The sequence below is a fragment of the Snuella lapsa genome (assembly GCF_039539345.1).
GTDB lineage: Bacteria > Bacteroidota > Bacteroidia > Flavobacteriales > Flavobacteriaceae > Snuella > Snuella lapsa.
The window spans coordinates 1-19,424 of the sequence record NZ_BAABCY010000035.1 but is presented as its reverse complement, the minus strand read 5'-3'; the positions used below and the strand labels follow the sequence as shown (position 1 = coordinate 19,424).

Genomic DNA, 19,424 nt, shown 5'->3' with positions numbered 1-19,424 from the left:
ATAATGTCATGAATGCGAAAATAAATACGTTTCTAAATTCTGGCCTCTTAGAAAAATATCTATTAGGTGAAACTACTTCTGAAGAAACAGAAGTGGTGGAAGCTTTTATTTCAAAATATCCAGAAGTACAGAATACATACAACACCATGCAGTACAACCTTGAAGTGGTTGCTAAAAGCAATGCTGTTGAAGCTCCTAAAAGTGTTTTGGACAAAGTTTTAGACGAAATTAACGACACAACACCAGTTATAACACTTAAAACCAAATACAAAACTTGGTACAAATACAGTATTGCGGCTAGTATAGCAGCCTTATTTTTTGCTGGCACCTCCTATTTGTTTTACAACCAAAACAAAAAACTATCTGAGGAAAACCAAGTAGTTGTTGATGAAATTTTTGATTTACGCAGTGATATTGAAATGAACAACAAAAAGTTGGATGATATCATGTATCAATTTAAACAACTTAACGATCCGGAGACCTATAAATATATCATTCAGGGCAATAGTAGAGCCAAAAATTTAAAAACAGTGGCCTATATTAATCCCAAGGAAAAAACCTCTATGATCGATGTCGTTTCACTCCCACAGCTACCAGAAGAGCAATGTTACCAAATATGGGCGGAATTGCAAGGAAAAATGGTTAGTTTAGGAATTTTGAGTGAAACAGACCGGCAGCTCAGGGCTATTCCCTATACCGAAAATGCCCTTGGTTTAAATATCACCATAGAACCCAAAGGAGGCAACACCGTAGCATCTCTAGAAAACTCGGTAGCTGAAATCGATTTAAAATAACTAGCTCAAAATAACTCAACAAAGAAGCCTTGTAGTTTACGCAAGGCTTTCTTTATTATACTTAAAAGTTAACCAGTTGTGCATTTTGTATCAAACTAGTTTTTAATTGTCTTTATCGAACAAGGCCTTGTGTATAAAACCCGCAACCAAACCTCCTGCAATTGGCGCCACCCAGAACAACCATAGTTGACCAGTGAAGTCTCCTCCAGCAAAGAGCGCTTGACTTGTAGATCTTGCTGGGTTTACGGAGGTGTTAGATATAGGAATACTAATTAAGTGAATCAATGTTAACGCCAAACCAATGGCAATACCAGCGAAACCCTCAGGGGCTTTAGGATAAGTACTTCCTAAAATGATTAACAAGAAAAACATGGTAAGTAAAAATTCAGCAATCAAAACCGAAACCATACTGTAGCCTCCCGGGGACAAATCGCCATACCCATTGGCTGCAAAATTACCTATATCTACAAAATCGGACTTTCCAGAGACAATAAAATACAATGCTCCAGCCGCTGCAACAGCCCCAACAACCTGGGCTACTATATACCCTAGCAAGTCTTTAGCAGCAAACTTGCCTCCAGCCCATAATCCTATGGAAACCGCAGGATTAAAATGGGCACCAGATATATGTCCCACCGCATAAGCCATTGTCAAAACAGTAAGCCCAAAAGCCAAAGCTACTCCAACAAAACCAATACCCAAATCGGGGTAACCTGCAGCAAAAATAGCACTACCACAGCCTCCAAAAACAAGCCAAAACGTTCCGAAAAATTCTGCAAATAATTTTTTCATAAATAATACTTTTTAATGGTTAGATATTAAATATACTCATAATTACTAAGTTAGACGCAAAAACAAGACTTCAAGTCACATAAACTTATTTTAATAAAAAGCGTATCTTTGCATAAAATTTAACAGATGAAACTTCTTTTAATTACCATCGTTTTATTAGGATTAGGTTTTGCTGGTATTGCAATAAAAATTTGGGCTAAAAAAGACGGAAAGTTTGCTGGAACATGTGCAAGTCAAAACCCAATGCTAAACAAAGAAGGGGAAGCTTGTGGTTTTTGTGGAAAGACTCCAGATCAGTTTGCCGATTGTAATGAACCTCAACACTCTTAAGGTTTTATGACATACCTTGATTTAATTTACTACGCCTTCTTTGTTGTAGTATGTATTCAAGTTATTTTTTACGTATTTTTTTTCGGTCGGTTTGCTTTTTTCAAACAAAAAAGCAAGTCTTCAAAAAACTTAGCTGTTTCTGTTATCGTTTGTGCTAAAAATGAAGCCAGAAACCTAGAAACTTTTTTACCCTCAATACTATCCCAAGACTATCCAAATTTTGAGATTGTTCTTATTAATGATGCATCGCATGATGATACGCTAGATGTCATGGAGCGTTTCGCAAACAATCACGATAACATTAAAATTGTTAACGTTAAAAACAATGAAGCTTTTTGGGGGAATAAAAAATATGCTCTAACACTGGGCATAAAAGCTTCTAAAAATGATTTTTTACTTTTTACAGATGCCGATTGCAAACCGGTTTCCAGTAATTGGATAAAAAAAATGAGTACCCATTTCAGCAATAATAAAACCATTGTCCTAGGCTATGGAAGCTATGCAAAAATTAAGAACTCGTTGCTAAACAAACTCATTCGATTTGAAACCGTCCTAACTGCCATTCAATATTTCTCATTTGCAAAAGCTGGAATTCCCTATATGGGTGTAGGCAGGAATTTAGCTTACGCTAAGGCCACTTTTTTTAATGCCAATGGCTTTATAAACCATATAAAAGTGCGTTCTGGCGATGACGATTTATTCATTAATCAAGTAGCATCAGGCAAGAACACCACAATATGTATAGATACAGATAGTTTTACAGAATCTATCCCCAAAAAAACATTTAAAAGCTGGTTTAGGCAAAAAAGACGCCACGTATCGACAGCTAAGTACTATAAATTGAAACACAAGTTTTTATTGGGACTTTTTTACTGCTCCCAATTACTCTTTTGGGGGCTTGCAATTGTACTTCTCCTTACCATTTACAACTGGCCAATAATATGTACATTATTCGCTTTGCGTATTGGCATACAATTAATAGTTGTTGGTATTTCATCTAACAAATTAAAGGAAAAAGACCTTGTTTTTTTAATTCCTTTTTTAGAAATTTTTTTAATAATTATACAATTAACTATATTTATAAACAATCTCATATCAAAGCCTAACCATTGGAAATAAAAGAAGCTATTAAACGTGCTAAAAAAAACGACCAAAAAGCGTTTAATTTCCTGTTAGATCAGTATTGGGATGACGTTTACGGATTTCAATTAAAACGTATTCAAAATGAAAATGATGCCGAAGACGTTACGGTTCAGACATTTTCTAAAGCTTTTGACAAAATTGAAACCTTTGACGAAGGTTTCAAATTCAAAACATGGCTTATCGCCATCTCCAAAAACATTCATATTGATCTGTTAAGAAAGGAAAAAAACACGATAACCCAAATCATCTCCGATAATGATGACGATCCTGTTTTTCAAGTTCTGGATGAGTCCCCTTCACCTGAAGATATTTTAATAACCGAACAACACCTGGCAAAATTACTCAAGGACATTAAAAAGCTAAAACCACATTATCAGGAAGTAATTAACCTACGCTATTTTCAAGAATTAAGCTATAAAGAAATATCTACAGAGCTTAATGAACCCATTAACAATGTAAAAGTTAAATTACTTCGTGCTAAAAAATTATTGGCTGAAATTATTCAAGAATCTTAATGATTGGTAAACTAAAAAACTTAGGGCCAGGCTTATTATTTGCTGGTGCAGCAATTGGCGTATCCCATTTGGTACAATCTACCCGTGCTGGTGCCGATTTTGGGTTAGGACTTTTATGGGCTTTATTACTCGTTAACCTATTTAAATATCCGTTCTTTCAATTTGGACCAAGATATGCTTTGGCCACAGGTGAAAGTTTATTAGACGGTTATAAAAAATTGGGAAAAGGTATTCTTGCTATTTACTTTTTATTGAATATAGCAACTATGTTTACTATACAAACAGCGGTAACCATTGTAACTGCAGGTCTAGCTTCCACCCTGTTTGGCGATTTCATTTCCATCGAAATCTGGACCATAATTATCCTTATAGTGTGTTTAACACTATTACTGGCAGGCAGGTACAAGTTACTGGATCATTTAATGAAAGTAATCATCATTACACTTACCATTAGCACCATAATTGCCGTGAGCATGGCTTTATACCATAGTACAACCTCCATTTCCCTAAAACAAATACTACCTGTAACGCCATTAGAAATTGCATTTTTAATTGCTTTTATGGGTTGGATGCCTGCTCCTTTAGATGTATCGGTATGGCAATCGTTATGGGCCATCGAAAAGAACAAAGAATCAAAAACTTATACTACAAAAAAAGCCTTATTCGACTTTAACGTTGGCTATATAAGCACCATTTTTTTAGGCATTGGCTTTTTACTTTTAGGCACTTTAGTCATGTTTAATAGCGGAGAATCCTTTAGCAACTCTGCAAGCATGTTTTCCAGTCAATTAATAAACATGTACACTCTTAGCCTAGGTAACTGGGCTTATGTTATAATTGGTATTGCTGCTTTTACGACCATGTTCAGTACAACATTAACAACCTTGGATGCCTCACCGCGGGCCATGGCAAAAACCACGCAACTTCTTTTTAAAAAATCAAGAATCTTAGGTTACGGTTTTTGGATTGGAATGTTAACCATCGGATCTGTCCTCATTTTCATATTCTTAGCTTCAGAAATGGGATTGCTAATAAAAGTAGCGACCATCTTATCATTTATAACCGCTCCTTTTTATGCTATTATTAATTATATTTTAATTTCAAGCAAACACACACCAAAACAATGGCACCCTTCTAAACAAATACATATTTTAAGCTGGCTAGGCATTATCTTTTTAATCGGGTTCAGCATATGGTACCTCACCACATTAAAGGGGTTGTTTTAATAGAATACTTTGTATCTTTGTACTCTTATTTTTTAAGTATGAATACAGAAACTGCGTCCAATATATTACCAGAGCGTCAAGCAAAACCCAAATGGCTACGCGTAAAGCTTCCAACGGGAAAAAAATATACAGAACTTAGAGGCTTAGTCGATAAATACAAGTTAAACACCATATGCACATCGGGAAGCTGCCCCAACATGGGTGAGTGCTGGGGAGAAGGCACTGCAACATTTATGATTTTAGGCAACGTTTGTACACGTTCATGTGGTTTTTGCGGTGTTAAAACCGGACGGCCCGAAACTGTAGATTGGGACGAACCCGAAAAGGTTGCCCGCTCCATTAAAATCATGAAAATAAAACATGCCGTATTGACCAGTGTCGATAGGGATGATCTAAAGGACATGGGAAGTATTATGTGGGCTGAAACCGTGAAAGCTGTACGCAGAATGAATCCCGAAACAACACTCGAAACACTAATTCCAGACTTTCAAGGGATAGAACAGCACATAGATCGTATTATTGATGTTGCTCCTGAAGTGGTATCGCATAACATAGAAACCGTAAGAAGATTAACGCGTGAAGTTCGTATACAAGCTAAATACGATCGCAGCTTAGGTGTTTTAAAATATCTAAAACAACAAGGGCAACGCAGAACAAAATCAGGGATTATGTTAGGACTTGGCGAAACCAGGGAGGAAGTTATAGAAACCCTTCACGATTTAAAAGCCAACGATGTAGATGTTGTTACTATTGGACAGTATTTACAGCCCAGTAAAAAGCACTTACCTGTAAAACAATTTATTACACCAGATCAATTTAAAGAATATGAAGAGATAGGCCTTAGCTTAGGTTTTCGCCATGTAGAAAGCAGTGCTTTAGTGCGCTCATCTTACAGAGCAAAAAAACATATTAACTAATCATGATTCGCGTTGCAATAAATGGGTTTGGCAGAATAGGCAGACGCGTATTTAGATTACTACAAGACCATAAAGACATAGAAGTAGTCGCCATAAACGACTTAGCCGACACTAAAACATTAAGTCATTTACTAAAGTACGACAGCGTTCATGGGCTGTTTAATGGGAGTGTTTCTTATGATTTCCAAAATATTATTGTAAACAACGTCCCAATCCCTTTATGTAATTTCAAACACCCTGAAGCAATAGACTGGTCGCCATTTAACATAGATTTTGTTATTGAATCTTCTGGTAAGTTTAAAACAACCACCGACTTACAAAACCATATAAAAAATGGAGCCAAACACGTTATTTTAAGTGTACCTCCTCTAGATGAGGACATTAAAATGATTGTTATGGGAGTAAATGACCAAAGTATAGATGGTTCAGAACATATTATATCTAATGCTTCCTGCACCACCAATAATGCCGCCCCCATGATTGACATTATCAATACTCTTTGTGGCATTGACCAAGCTTACATAACAACGGTTCACTCCTTTACAACAGACCAAAGTTTGCACGACCAACCACATCGCGACTTAAGACGAGCTAGAGCAGCTGGACAATCTATAGTCCCTACCACTACTGGAGCAGCTAAAGCCCTTACCAGAATATTTCCTGACCTCTCTAATGTTATTGGTGGCTGCGGTATCCGTGTGCCGGTTATTAATGGCTCATTAACAGATATTACCTTTAACGTTAAGAAAACAGTTTCTATTACCGATATAAACAATGCTTTTAAAAGCGCCTCAGAAAATCACTATAAAGGTATCTTAGAATACACAGAGGATCCTATTGTTTCTATAGACATAATAGGAAATAAACATTCTTGCGTATTCGATTCTCAAATGACATCGGTTATTGGAAACATGGTAAAAATTATAGGTTGGTACGATAATGAAACGGGATATTCTAAAAGAATTATTGACCTAATGTGCAATTTATCGGAAAAAAAATGTATTTTGTCGACAAAATGATTATATTTGTCGGTACTAATTAAATAATAATGTCCCAAATCGATAACTACATAGTTGCATTTTTAATGCTGTTAAGTTTTAGTGTGCCTTCACAAAATTCTATTGATGAAGACCCTGAAATTCTCCAAAACAACATTGATTACCGTATTGCCCAATCGCATTCAGAATTGGAAAAATACAACTATTATAAAGCCGAAAAACACCTTAATGAAGCTCTTAATCTAGCCCAAAAGTTAGAAGATAAAAAAAGTACAGGCATAGTCTATTCCAATAAAGGAAAACTACAGCTTATTATTGAAGAAGACAACAAAGCCATAAAATCACTTAACAAAGCCATAGAGATACAACGCCTTTCCAATGATTACGTTAACCTAGCACATTCCTATAGAATTCTTGGCGAAGTCTATGCAGCCCAAAACAACCATAGCCAAGCATTAGACTATTACAGGTCATCTAAATCGCTCTTTGAACAAGAAGACATGAACGAAAATTTGGCCGAAATATATCTTTTACAGGGAAAAACCTATATAAGTCTTAATAAATATAAGGAGGCAAAAGCAGCATTCGACAAGGCAATAGCGGGTGCCTCAAAATACAATTTATTAGATATTCAAAGCAATGCTTTAATTAACCAAGCGAAAGTATACCATAAATTAGGAGATAACCTAAATGCCCTAACAACTGGAAACAATGGCCTTAAAATAGCTAAAGACAATAAGTTTTCTGTTATACTAGACGAAGCTTACATAACTCTTAGTGATATAAACGAAAATCTGGGTAACCATAAACAAGTAACCAATTATTTGAGAGCTCATATTAAACTTTCCGACTCCATAGATAATTTGAAACATGCCAATTTATCAAAAGATGAGGAAATGGAGCATTTATTGAATGAAGAAAGGGAAAAGAATAAAGAAGTTACCCAAAAATTAGAGGAATCTGAAGACAACAAAGAATTAAACACCCTAATATCCATTCTTAGTGTAGCACTTATAACGATTCTGTCCTTATTAACCCTATCACTATATAAAAACAACAATATCAGACTAAAAACCAATAATATGCTCCATAAAAAAAATGGTGAGCTTATTATTGCTAAAGAAAAGGCCGAACTGGCTTCAAAAACCAAAGCAAACTTCTTATCGACGGTAACCCACGAATTAAGAACACCGTTATACGCCGTAACGGGAATTAGTAACATGCTATTGGACGAAGACCCTAAACCAGAACAAATACAACATTTAAAATCCTTAAAGTTTTCTGGAGATTACCTCCTAACCTTTATTAATGATATTCTCCAGATAAATAAAATTGAAGCCAACAAGGTAGAGATAGAACCCGAAGCCTTCAACTTGAAAAAGAAAATCAACAATATCATTCTGGCATTAAATAATTCCGCGTTAGACAACAACATCAAAATCCATTTTGATTACGATAAAAATCTAGGCGAAAACTTCATTGCCGACCAACTAAAGATTTCCCAAATACTCATTAACTTAATAGGAAACTCTATTAAATTCACAAAAGACGGAGATATTTGGATTCGCGTTTATAAAATTCAAGAGAAGGGCAGTATCTATACACTAAGGTTCGAGGTAGAAGACAATGGCATTGGTATTAGTAAAGAGAAGCAAGACCATATGTTCGAAAGCTTCTCACAAGGCTCTATTCAAATTAACAGAAAATATGGCGGTACTGGCTTAGGCCTTTCCATTGTAAAAGGACTTATTGAAATATTAAAAGGAAAAATTTACTTAAAAAGTGAATTGGATAAAGGCACAACCTTCTTCTTTGAAATTCCTCTTGAATACACACAACAAGAAGAAAGCAAGAACGAAAAGAAAACAGCTAACTACTTTAATGGAGAAACCAACGAATTAGATCTTACTAACGTAAAAATATTGGTCGTTGAGGACAACAAAATAAACCAAATGATCACCAAAAAGATTCTAACCAAAATGAAACTTAGTTGTGATGTTGTTGATAATGGAGAAGAAGCTGTAGATATGATAAAAAACAACAAATACGACATCATTTTAATGGATATCCATATGCCAGGGATTAGTGGTATTGAAGCGACGAAAATAGTTAGAACTTTTGATAAAGAACTTACCATTTTTGCGCTTACTGCGGTAACCATTGAAGATAAAATGCATGAATTTGACGAAGCTGGATTCACTGATATCATTCCGAAACCGTTTAAACAAGAAGAGTTTGAGAAAAAACTTTTTAATGCACTATCCTCTAAAAAAACAAATTCCGCCAGTGCTTAATTTTTTTGGCCAACAAAGTTTTTGATTAATTGATTGAAATTAGAAGCGTTATCTATAGTAGCATGAATTGGCAAATAGAACAATTTATTTTTTAAAACAGCATACTGTTTCAACCGCATATAATCCTTTTCTGTGGTAATGATAAGGTCTCTGTTTGCAAAATCCTCAACATCCTGTTCAGAAAACGCATGATGGTCTTTAAAGTTTAAGTGATCAAACTTTAAACCTTTATCCTTAAGATATTGTACTAAAGGCTTTGGCTTGGCTATACCAGTCACTAATGTAAATGCGGGCAAGCTTTCAACACTCAAACTTTCTTTTTCCGACTCAACTTTACCTGCATACTGGATAGTACTAAAAAAAACCGTTTGATGTGCTCCTGGTTTAATCTCCTCTAAAATATTGCGTTTAACCGTATCAGTTATATTTTCAGGACATTTTGTAACTACAATCACATCAGCACGCCTAGCCCCTTTTCTAGGCTCCCTTAAATTACCAGCTGGCAAAACAAAATCTTTCGTGAATAGTTCACTAAAAGTTGTTAGCAATATATTAAACCCTGCCCTAACTTTTCTATGTTGAAAAGCATCATCCAATAAAATAATTTCTGGAGGATTCGCAAGTGCCCTTAATTGTTTAATTCCATTAACCCTTTTTTCATCAACCGCCACCTTAATGGTGTCTTTAAACTTGTTGTAAAATTGAAAAGGTTCATCTCCCAAAGTAGCTGCAGAAGCATTCATATCTGCTAATTGAAATCCTTTGGTTTTGCGTTTATACCCCCTACTTAAAGTAGCTACCGAATATTCATCCTTTAAAAATCGGATCAAGTACTCTATCATAGGCGTTTTTCCCGTACCTCCTACACTTAAATTTCCAACACAAATAACTGGAAAATCATACGACACAGACGATTTAACATTCAAATCATACAACTTGTTTCGCAAGCACGTAACCGAGTAATACACTGGGACAAAGGGGAAGAATATCTTTCTGTACAGCCTCAAAGCGACAAAATCAATTAAATAAACAATTACAAGCGACCAATATAGCAATTATTCCAGCATTAAAAGCCAGAAGTCACCCTGTCTTTCTTTTTTAAAAGGAAATTTATTCAAACCAATAACATTCTAAACTTTTGAAGCAATACCATTTCATTGTCAAATAAAAGCCTCCCTTTAAAAGACATAAATTTCAACTTACTGAAAATAAATCCGTTTAATTCTTAAATCTAAAAGTTAGATATCTTAAGTCAATCTTTTGGATGGCTATATTAAGGCGAAACATTTTTAAGAAATAGCAAGATCAAAAAAAGACTCCCCCACAACTATAACTAATCGGCAATAAATATTTACTGGTGAGTGTAATTTTTTATCTTTGGTCATAAACAATACGCAATTATGACTGTTCAGGATGTTATTAACTATCTGGAAGCACTAGCACCACTAAACTACGCAGAAGATTTTGACAATGTAGGCCTTTTGGTAGGCAACAAAAACATACCCATAAAAGGCATCCTCGTTACCCTAGACACACTTGAGTCCGTTGTAGATGAAGCCATACAAGAAAACTGTAACCTAATTGTTAGTTTTCACCCTATCATTTTTAAGGGCTTAAAAAAGCTAACGGGCAAAACTTACGTAGAGCGCACTGTTATGAAAGCTATCAAGTATGATATTGCCATTTACAGTATGCATACCGCCCTTGATAACGCATTTCAAGGTGTAAACAGTATGATTTGCAACCAATTGGAATTAACCAACAAACGTATTTTAATTCCCCAAAAGCAAACTATAAAAAAACTTACCACATATGCCCCGATAGACGAGGCCGAGACACTTAGAGCTGCTTTATTTAATGCCGGAGCTGGTCGCATTGGGAATTATGACGACTGTAGTTTTAACGTAAATGGCTTTGGCACCTTTAACGCTAACGAAAATGCATCGCCAACAAAAGGAGAAATAGGCGCAATTCATAAAGAAGATGAAACCAAAATAACAGTTACATTCTCCAAACATTTGGAACAACAAATTCTAAAAACCCTATTTAAAACGCATAGCTATGAAGAAGTAGCTTACGAAGTAACAACTTTAGAAAATGTTAACCAGCACATAGGCATGGGAATGCTTGGAGAATTCAATACTGCATTATCTCCTCAAGATTTCTTAAAATATGTGAAAGACAAAATGCAAACCAATTGCATTAGGCATTCAAAATTATTGGACAACCCCATAAAAAAAGTCGCTGTTTTAGGTGGCTCTGGAAGTTTTGCAATTTCTGCTGCCAAAGCTGCTGGTGCAGATGCTCTAATAACTGCCGATCTTAAATACCATGACTTTTTTTCGGCAGAAAACAGCATTCTTTTAACAGATATTGGACATTATGAAAGCGAACAGTTCACAAAAAATCTTTTAGTTGAGTATCTTACAAAAAAAATTACTAATTTTGCAATCGTTTTATCAAAGACAAACACCAATCCTGTTAAGTATTTTTAAAGTATGGCTAAAAAGAAAGAAGTAACTGTAGAAGAGCGCTTAAGAGCTCTATACGATTTACAGCTCATCGATTCTCGTATAGATGAAATTAGAAATGTTCGTGGAGAACTTCCTTTGGAAGTTCGTGATTTAGAAGATGAAGTTGCCGGACTAAATATAAGATTAGAAAAACTTGTAGCTAATTTAGACGTTATAGATAACGATATTTTAGGAAAGAAAAATCTTATTGAAGAAGCTAAAGCTTTAATAAAAAAGTATAGCGAACAACAAAAAAATGTTAGGAATAACAGAGAGTACAATTCACTTACAAAGGAAGTTGAATTTCAAGAGTTGGAGATTGAATTGGCAGAAAAACACATTAAGGAGTTCAAAGCTCAAATAGAACAAAAGAAAGAGGTTATTGCTGAAACGAAAGAACGCTTAAAAGAGCGTGAAAACCATTTAAAGCACAAAAAAGGTGAATTAGATGCAATATTAGCAGAAACCGAAAAAGAAGAACTTGCGCTAATTGCTAAATCTGAAGAATACAAGGAGCAAATTGAAGACCGTCTGGTTTCTGCTTACACCAGAATAAGAAATAACGTAAAGAACGGTTTAGCCGTTGTACCAATTGAAAGAGGTGCTTCTGGAGGTTCTTTCTTTACCATTCCACCACAAGTACAGGTTGAAATTGCTTCTCGTAAAAAAGTTATTACCGATGAGCATAGTGGTCGTATTTTAGTTGATGCTGTTCTTGCCGAAGAGCAAAAAGCTAAAATGGAAAAATTATTTTCTAAACTATAAGTTTTATAATAACACCATTTCAAAAGCGTTCATTTTTTGAGCGCTTTTTTATTTTTAAGCAATTTTAAGCCAAATATGCTAAGGTTTTATAATTTAGTACGACTATATGTCCTAATTAATAAAACAAACCCAAATGAAACGAACATTAATAAACTTCAAGCATTTTTTCACAAAAGAGAAATGTTTAAAATTTTTAATGTGAAAGCAAAGCGGTTGCACACACTCTCAATTTTATAATCAACATAAAATCAATATATTAACTAAATTTTAAACGTATGAAACATCTGTTCGCCTCTCTTTTTCTTATCTTTTTATGCAGTTGTCAAAATACGGCACAAACCAAAAATAAAAAGCAAACGGCCACAATCCCTAAACCTGTAGAAGTACCCATACAAAAAGGAAAAGCACGCGCTTATTTTGCAAGTGGATGTTTTTGGTGCGTTGAAGCCATATACGAAAGCATAAAAGGAGTTGACGAAGTTATTTCTGGTTACTCTGGCGGACACACCAATAACCCAACCTATCAAAAGAGTAATACGGGAAAGACTGGACATGCCGAAGCCGTTGAAGTTATTTACGACCCAAAGATCATAAGCTTTGAAACCTTAGTCGATGTTTATTTTGGTTCTCAAAACCCAACACAAGTAAACGGACAAGGACCAGATAACGGTTCGCAATACCGGTCAATTATTTTTTACCAAAACAACGAGCAAAAGCAAATTATAATACAAAAAAAAGAAGCCCTTGCTAAAAAGCTAAATGCAAAGATTGCGGCAGAGGTCTATCCTTTTCAAAAATTTTGGGAAGCCGAAGCTTATCATCAAAATTACGAGCGGCTACATCCAGACAATTCGTATGTAAGACAAGTATCCATTCCTAGATTAAACAGGTTTAAAGCAAAGTTTCCAGAACTTTTAAAAGAAGAACATTAGGGGAAAGTGTTATTTATAACAAACTGGAATAATTTCATCCTTGACAAGAGAATACTTCTTAATCTCATCATCTGTTAGCGATGATGCAAAATCAACCTCATCGACTTTAAAACCTATACGCCTAAGCTTATCAAAGTAATCGCGCCCATAGACACGAACATGATCGTATTGTCCAAATATTTTGGCTCGCTCTGCTTTATCAGTAATACTATCGTCTTCAAAAGTACTTTCTCTCGACAAGTCCTGCGGAATTTGAAGTACGGCCATTCCCCCCAGCTTTAAAACCCTATATAACTCCGACATAGCTTTAGTATCATCTGGAATATGCTCTAACACGTGGTTACACAAAATCACGTCAAAAATACCGTCATCAAAAGGAAGGTCACAAATATCCGCTTTCACATCCGCTAGAGGTGACTTTAAATCGGTAGTTGTATAATCCAAATTATCCATGCGCCTAAAACGCTTATAAAAAGCCTGTTCCGGGGCAAAATGTAATACTTTATGATCTTTAGTGAAGAAATCCGTTTTTCTTTTCAAATACAACCACAATAACCTATGACGTTCTAAACTCAGTGTAGATGGCGACAACACATTGTTACGTTGCTTACCATAGCCATAAGGCAGGAATGCCCTAAAACTTTTACCGTCTATTGGATCAGTATAAGTGTCACCCTTTAGGAAGAACTCCAGAAAAGGGCGTACTATATAACTCAACCTAATTAAAAAGGGCCTGGGAATAACATTCAATATCAGTTTGAAAAGGCTTTTCAAAAGATCACATTTTTTTATAGTTGTCCCTTGTTGAACAAAAACACTGGTAACTACAGTTGGTTAACACTTGAGCTATATAGGCTATCATATTGGTCTGTAACAAAACGCCTTTTATAGCTTTTAGAAGTACGTCTTGCCAGACTCAAAACGTAATTACACATGGCTTACAGCATGAGGGCTTTCTTACGAAACTCATCTTCTTCATTACTCTCAATGTTCAAAGCATCATATATATAGGCAAAGGTAGACAAGAGCTCTGGTTTTCCATCTACTATAGCCACATCGTGCTCAAAGTGCGCACTTGGTTTATTATCCTGTGTCGTTATAGTCCAACCATCCCTATGCTGTTTAATACGGTGTGTCCCCATATTAATCATGGGTTCTATAGCTACTACCATACCTTCCACAAACTTTTTGCCTCGTCCGCGTTTTCCATAATTAGGCATTTCTGGATCTTCGTGCATTTTCCTTCCCAATCCATGACCTACCAATTCCCTAACCACTCCATAGCCATGATTTTCACAGTGTTTTTGTATAGCATAGCCTACATCGCCAACACGATTGTTTAGTTTAAATTCCCTAATGCCCACATATAAGGATTCTTTAGTTACCTTCAGTAATTTTTCGGTTTCCTTATCTATTTCACCTACTGCAAATGTATAGGCATGATCCCCATAAAATCCATTCTTTAAAGCACCACAATCAATAGAAATAATGTCTCCCTCAACCAAAGGGGTTCCGTTAGGTATACCGTGAACTACTTGTGCATTGGGACTCATACAAAGTGTATTGGGAAAATCGTATAGTCCTAAAAATCCAGGCTCTGCTCCGTGGTCACGAATGTGTTCCTCTGCTATTTTATCTAATTGCAACGTTGTAACACCTGGTTTTATTTCTTTTGCCAATACGCCTAGTGTTTTAGATACTATTAAAGCACTTTCACGCATTAGTTCTATCTCTTCTTTGGTCTTTATAACAATCATATTAAAAAAATAAGGGCAAAGATACTTAAAATAAACATTTTGGATGGTCTCACGCTTTATTTCTAACCTAAAAAGACTTCAACAAAACATCTTTTACTGAAACAGGCGTACAATAAAAGCACAGAGTACGTCAAAAAAAAGGACAATTAAAGCCTGGCTTAACAACATATAGCTACCCACGCAAACATTGCATAAACTGTTTTTTAACGTCTATTAAAAAGTTTGGAAAGTACACCTTTTTTTTGATTGGGTACAGGAGTTGAATTGGTAAGCATTTGATATATTTCCCCCCAGCCAACAAAACCTCCTATGTTTCTATCATCGATAAACAAATCGGCATGGATTTTTCTACTTAAAGTATCCCCAAACTGTTCTTCTGGATAGCTTTTATTTACTGCATAGAACACAACACCATGGTCACTACAAAACCGAACTGCCTTTTCCAGTGCATCACCCGTCCTGTAGGTCCATAAAATAAGTTGATGCCCATCTTCTTGCAATCGCTTTAAGGTTTCGAATGCAAAAAGCTTGGGCTTTCCTATTTTTGGATACGCATCCTCAACAATAGTACCATCAAAATCGACAGCTATAATAAGTCTGTTTCCAATGTTCATGCAATTACCGACTTGTGTATAACACAAAAGTACAATAATTTATTTGGTGATTACACCAAACTATGCTGAGTCATGGCTTCAGGCTGCTCAACGCCCATTAATTTAAGAATAGTTGGTGCCATATCTCCCAATATACCATCCTTTATTTGTGTTAATTCATTATCGATTAAAACAACAGGCACAGGATTTGTAGTATGTGCTGTGTTAGGTGTTCCGTCTGGATTAATCATTGTTTCACAGTTCCCATGATCTGCAATAAGCAAGGTTGTATAACCATGATTTAATGCTGTTGTAACGACATCTTTAACACACGCATCGACTGCTTCACACGCCTTAATTGCTGCTTCCATAACACCTGTATGTCCTACCATATCACCATTGGCAAAATTCAAGCACACAAAATCCACTTCTTCACTTTCCAATTCGGGCACTAAAGCATCTCGTAATTCATAAGCACTCATTTCTGGTTGTAGATCGTAAGTAGCAACCTTAGGAGAATTTCTCAGGATACGATTCTCACCTTCAAAAGGCTCTTCTCTACCACCCGAGAAAAAGAACGTTACATGTGGATACTTTTCTGTTTCGGCTATACGGATTTGCTTTTTATTATGCTTTTCCAATACTTCACCCAAAGTCTCGGTTAAGTTTTCCTTATTAAAAATAACATTAATACCTTTATAGGTATCGTCATAATTAGTAAGGGTTACATAATGCAAATCCAGCTTATGCATGTTTTGCTCGTGGAAATCTTTTTGCGACAACGCTTCGGTTAGCTCACGTCCGCGATCGGTCCTAAAGTTAAAAAAGATAACAACATCACCATCTTTAACTTGTGCTACAGGTGTTCCCGACGCATCTGTCATAATTATTGGTTTGATAAACTCATCGGTAATATCATTATCGTAACTATCTTGAATTGATTCTGTAGCATTGGTAGTTTTTGCCCCTATACCATTCACAATTGCATCGTAAGCCAATTTTATACGCTCCCATCGCTTATCCCTATCCATTGCATAATAACGTCCTGTAACAGTTGCTAATTTTGTATTTGTAGCACCTATATGCTCTTCCAACTCGGTTATAAACCCAAATCCTGATTTTGGATCAACATCGCGGCCATCGGTAAACGCATGTACAAATGTATTTTTAAGACCAAAATCATTTGCTGCATCTATTAATCCTAATAAATGATTAATATGGGAGTGCACACCGCCATCGCTCAACAAACCTAAAAAGTGCACGTCTTTGTTATTTTCTTTGGCATAATTAAACGCATCAACCAAAACAGCTTCGTTGTTTAACGTTTTGTTTTTAACTGCTAGGTTAACTTTAACCAAATCTTGGTATACAATTCGGCCAGCCCCTAAGTTCATGTGTCCTACTTCACTGTTTCCCATTTGCCCTTCGGGTAATCCCACGTGCAAACCATCGGTTCTTAAGGTTGCATAAGGATACTTTTGATAAAGAGAATCTATAAAAGGGGTATTGGCATGATCGATTGCTGATACTTTTGGATCTGGTGAATTTCCCCATCCATCAAGAATCATTAAGATGACTTTTTTGTTCATTTTTTATGACGATTTTAATAGAGTTCAAAGATAACGAAGTTTATCAAAAAAAAGCAGCTAACACTCCTTAAAAGACCTTATTTTATTAGCTTTTTTTGAGTTTGCAAAAATCACTTCGAACTCCTAATGATTTCTAAAAAAAACGTTAAAAATATGTTATATAACATTTCCTTGTGTAACAGTTTAAAGTTTTTATCGTCTCTTTATTATATCAAAAAAACAAATCAATTAATCAAATTAAAACCTTTCATCATGAAAAAAACAATCATTCTTTCAGCAATCGCATTATGTTTCTCTATTGTAACGGCACATGCAACCCCAGTAAAAAGTACTCCTGTTAACAATTCAAAAACTGTTTTTAAAGTAAGCCCTTTCTGTGTATCGATTGCCAAAGGGGACTTAGAAACGGTATCTAAACTTATCAACCTTGGAGCTGATGTTAACCAGAAATCTAATGGTATGACACCTGCTATGTACGCGGCTAAGTACAACAGAACAAAAATTTTAAAGCTATTGATTGCTAAAGGAGCCAATTTAAAGACTAAATCGGACAAAGGAATGACAGCAAAAAAATATGCCAAATTACACAAAGCCCATGAAAGCTTCGCTATCATTGAAGAAGCTCTTGCTAAAAAGAAAAAATAATTAAGTAATAATTATTTTGAGTTAGTCACTAAAAAGAGCCTTGGAAACAAGGCTCTTTTATTTGTTTTTATATTTTTTGATAGACGCCTTAATCTTTTCGATTCTGTTATCTGGATCGGGGTGTGTGCTTTGAAATTCAGGAACACGATTGGGCCCTGCTGCTGCTTTCAATATTTCCATAACCCCTATCATTTCGTTAGGGTCATACCCCGATTTTATCATAAAACGCACACCTAAATCATCACTTTCCAACTCGTCACCACGTCCGTTACGTAATAAGGTTTGTTGACCAATATTCCCTACTAGGCCTCCCATGTCGGCACCAACCGATGCGCCCGTTGTAACAGTTTGCCAAAAATCACTTTCTGCAATACGCTCTGCCGAGTGTCGCCCGAGCACATGGCCTATTTCGTGCCCTAAAACACCAGCTAACTGATCTTCGTTTTCTAATTTAGAAAACAACGCATAAGTAATAAATATTTGACCTCCAGGTAAGGCAAAAGCATTTATTGTTTTTTCATCTGCCAACAAGTGAAACTCATAATTATAGGGTGTCTCTTTGGCCATACTGTTATTAACTAACTTACTCCCTACTTGATCTACCAAAGCCTGGTATGTATTATTAGGGTGCAAACCTCCATGCTGCTGCGCCATCTGGTCTCTATTATCGATACCAATAGCTATTTCCTGCTCCGAGGTCATGTTAATGGTTTGCACACGCCCTGTATAAGGGTTAACTTCTTTGCTATTACATCGTTTTATAAAAGCAAATGCTACTATTGCCAAACCAATCAGCAAACGAAGTTTTAATTTTGTTCCTCTCATTGACATTTATAACGATACTAAAATTACAAAAAAACGACGGTCTTCATTTTTACCAAAAATACTAATAACCAAACGCTATTACTTTAGACACAAAATTACATTTGAGTCACTGCTTAAATCAAAAATTTCCTCATGGTGTAGTGCGAACCAATACCTTTTATATCAAATGGTTCTCCAACAATGGTATACCCTTGCTTTTTATAAAAGTTCAGTGCCACTTCCCTTGCATTACACCAAATAACATCTGTCAATTTATTTTTTAACAACTGCTCTCCGTAATTTAACATAATACCTCCCAATCCTTTATTTTGAAAACTTTCCAAAACAGCCATACCTCTTAATTGGTATTGACAATCACTTAAAACCTTATCATGTTTGTTCTTTAAAAAAGAACTAACCGCAACTAGCTCGCCAGCTATAAATACACCTACATGTACGGTTGTTTCCAATTCGTCGCCTTCAAAAACACAGGACTCTATAGGCCTTCCCTTTCTCAAAACAGGCTGTCTCACTTTATAAACACTAATGGTATCTATTAGGCGAATCACATATTCTAAATGGCTATTTTTTCCCAAACCATATTGTTTTAGCTCTTTCAAACTTAACAAAATTTAGAGACTGTTTACATAAATTATTTATCTTCATTCAAAAAATAAACGCATGGCTTTCTCTTTTAAAATTATTGAAAAAGAACAGATTAATTCTGTAATCCCCTTGGTTAGTAAATTAACGTGAATCTCGGATAAGAAAAAAGTGTTTTTATTTTAGTTTATTATATTGATATTCAGTATATTAA

20 protein-coding genes are annotated in these 19,424 nt (G+C 35.5%); 12 read left to right on the top strand and 8 right to left on the bottom strand.

The genetic code is table 11. The annotated features are described in order from the left end of the window. Positions 1 to 8 precede the first annotated feature (8 nt). Positions 9 to 794, top strand: a complete 786-nt coding sequence (locus ABD792_RS07035) for an anti-sigma factor domain-containing protein (protein WP_345005166.1) — start codon at positions 9 to 11, stop codon at positions 792 to 794. A 102-nt stretch (positions 795 to 896) separates the two neighbouring features. On the opposite strand, the gene aqpZ is transcribed toward ABD792_RS07035, so the two are convergent. Then, entirely contained in the window at positions 897 to 1,586 is a 690-nt protein-coding gene (gene aqpZ / locus ABD792_RS07030) for an aquaporin Z (protein WP_345005165.1), read from the bottom strand. Positions 1,587 to 1,712: 126 nt separating this feature from the next. Here aqpZ and ABD792_RS07025 point away from each other — a divergent pair, with 126 nt between their 5' ends. From ABD792_RS07025 to ABD792_RS06995, 7 genes are read left to right on the top strand one after another with little or no spacing between them, the layout of a single operon-like run. Continuing rightward, complete coding sequence (locus ABD792_RS07025; RefSeq protein ID WP_199116749.1) at positions 1,713 to 1,916, top strand: membrane or secreted protein; 204 nt, start codon at positions 1,713 to 1,715, stop codon at positions 1,914 to 1,916. A 6-nt stretch (positions 1,917 to 1,922) separates the two neighbouring features. Further along, positions 1,923 to 3,035, top strand: coding sequence for a glycosyltransferase (locus ABD792_RS07020; protein WP_345005164.1), 1,113 nt, complete (start codon positions 1,923 to 1,925; stop codon positions 3,033 to 3,035). After that, positions 3,026 to 3,574, top strand: coding sequence for an RNA polymerase sigma factor (locus ABD792_RS07015; RefSeq protein ID WP_345005163.1), 549 nt, complete (start codon positions 3,026 to 3,028; stop codon positions 3,572 to 3,574). The genes ABD792_RS07020 and ABD792_RS07015 overlap by 10 nt, the downstream gene beginning before the upstream one ends. Beyond that, positions 3,574 to 4,800 (top strand): Nramp family divalent metal transporter, encoded by a 1,227-nt coding sequence (locus tag ABD792_RS07010; protein WP_345005162.1) that lies wholly within the window; start codon positions 3,574 to 3,576, stop codon positions 4,798 to 4,800. The genes ABD792_RS07015 and ABD792_RS07010 overlap by 1 nt, the downstream gene beginning before the upstream one ends. A gap of 38 nt (positions 4,801 to 4,838) precedes the next feature. Continuing rightward, positions 4,839 to 5,717: a lipoyl synthase gene (lipA, locus tag ABD792_RS07005; protein WP_345005161.1), complete on the top strand. Its 879-nt coding sequence runs from the start codon at positions 4,839 to 4,841 to the stop codon at positions 5,715 to 5,717. Positions 5,718 to 5,719: 2 nt separating this feature from the next. Beyond that, on the top strand, positions 5,720 to 6,736 hold the full coding sequence (gene gap / locus ABD792_RS07000) for a type I glyceraldehyde-3-phosphate dehydrogenase (protein WP_345005160.1): 1,017 nt from the start codon (positions 5,720 to 5,722) through the stop codon (positions 6,734 to 6,736). A gap of 29 nt (positions 6,737 to 6,765) precedes the next feature. After that, positions 6,766 to 9,009, top strand: a complete 2,244-nt coding sequence (locus ABD792_RS06995; protein ID WP_345005159.1) for an ATP-binding response regulator — start codon at positions 6,766 to 6,768, stop codon at positions 9,007 to 9,009. Here ABD792_RS06995 and lpxK read toward each other — a convergent pair. Then, positions 9,006 to 10,016: a tetraacyldisaccharide 4'-kinase gene (gene lpxK / locus ABD792_RS06990; RefSeq protein WP_345005158.1), complete on the bottom strand. Its 1,011-nt coding sequence runs from the start codon at positions 10,014 to 10,016 to the stop codon at positions 9,006 to 9,008. The genes ABD792_RS06995 and lpxK overlap by 4 nt on opposite strands. Positions 10,017 to 10,409: 393 nt before the next feature. Between lpxK and ABD792_RS06985 the strand changes: the two genes are divergently transcribed. The 3 genes from ABD792_RS06985 to msrA all read left to right on the top strand — a co-directional run bounded on the left by ABD792_RS06985 (position 10,410) and on the right by msrA (position 13,219). Beyond that, complete coding sequence (locus ABD792_RS06985; RefSeq protein WP_345005157.1) at positions 10,410 to 11,504, top strand: Nif3-like dinuclear metal center hexameric protein; 1,095 nt, start codon at positions 10,410 to 10,412, stop codon at positions 11,502 to 11,504. 3 nt (positions 11,505 to 11,507) lie between these two features. Beyond that, entirely contained in the window at positions 11,508 to 12,287 is a 780-nt protein-coding gene (locus ABD792_RS06980; RefSeq protein WP_345005156.1) for a zinc ribbon domain-containing protein, read from the top strand. A 275-nt stretch (positions 12,288 to 12,562) separates the two neighbouring features. Next, complete coding sequence (msrA, locus tag ABD792_RS06975; RefSeq protein ID WP_345005154.1) at positions 12,563 to 13,219, top strand: peptide-methionine (S)-S-oxide reductase MsrA; 657 nt, start codon at positions 12,563 to 12,565, stop codon at positions 13,217 to 13,219. A 9-nt stretch (positions 13,220 to 13,228) separates the two neighbouring features. Here the strand turns inward: msrA and ABD792_RS06970 are convergent, their stop codons facing one another. From ABD792_RS06970 to gpmI, 4 genes are all read right to left on the bottom strand, one after another. Next, the gene (locus ABD792_RS06970) at positions 13,229 to 13,993 is read right to left on the bottom strand and encodes a class I SAM-dependent methyltransferase (RefSeq protein ID WP_345005153.1); all 765 of its coding nucleotides are present in this window, start codon (positions 13,991 to 13,993) and stop codon (positions 13,229 to 13,231) included. 164 nt (positions 13,994 to 14,157) lie between these two features. Then, a complete protein-coding gene (gene map / locus ABD792_RS06965; RefSeq protein WP_345005152.1) occupies positions 14,158 to 14,976 on the bottom strand; it encodes a type I methionyl aminopeptidase in 819 nt (272 codons plus the stop codon). A 203-nt stretch (positions 14,977 to 15,179) separates the two neighbouring features. Beyond that, positions 15,180 to 15,590, bottom strand: a complete 411-nt coding sequence (locus ABD792_RS06960; RefSeq protein WP_345005151.1) for a BT0820 family HAD-type phosphatase — start codon at positions 15,588 to 15,590, stop codon at positions 15,180 to 15,182. A gap of 50 nt (positions 15,591 to 15,640) precedes the next feature. Next, complete coding sequence (gene gpmI, locus ABD792_RS06955) at positions 15,641 to 17,158, bottom strand: 2,3-bisphosphoglycerate-independent phosphoglycerate mutase (RefSeq protein ID WP_345005150.1); 1,518 nt, start codon at positions 17,156 to 17,158, stop codon at positions 15,641 to 15,643. Between the two features lie 252 nt (positions 17,159 to 17,410). Between gpmI and ABD792_RS06950 the strand changes: the two genes are divergently transcribed. Next, positions 17,411 to 17,803, top strand: a complete 393-nt coding sequence (locus tag ABD792_RS06950) for an ankyrin repeat domain-containing protein (protein WP_345005149.1) — start codon at positions 17,411 to 17,413, stop codon at positions 17,801 to 17,803. Positions 17,804 to 17,860: 57 nt separating this feature from the next. On the opposite strand, the gene ABD792_RS06945 is transcribed toward ABD792_RS06950, so the two are convergent. Together ABD792_RS06945 and ABD792_RS06940 are read right to left on the bottom strand one after the other, a co-directional pair. After that, the gene (locus ABD792_RS06945) at positions 17,861 to 18,628 is read right to left on the bottom strand and encodes a M48 family metalloprotease (RefSeq protein WP_345005148.1); all 768 of its coding nucleotides are present in this window, start codon (positions 18,626 to 18,628) and stop codon (positions 17,861 to 17,863) included. Positions 18,629 to 18,741: 113 nt separating this feature from the next. Continuing rightward, a complete protein-coding gene (locus tag ABD792_RS06940; protein WP_345005146.1) occupies positions 18,742 to 19,227 on the bottom strand; it encodes a GNAT family N-acetyltransferase in 486 nt (161 codons plus the stop codon). Between the last annotated feature and the right edge of the window lie 197 nt (positions 19,228 to 19,424).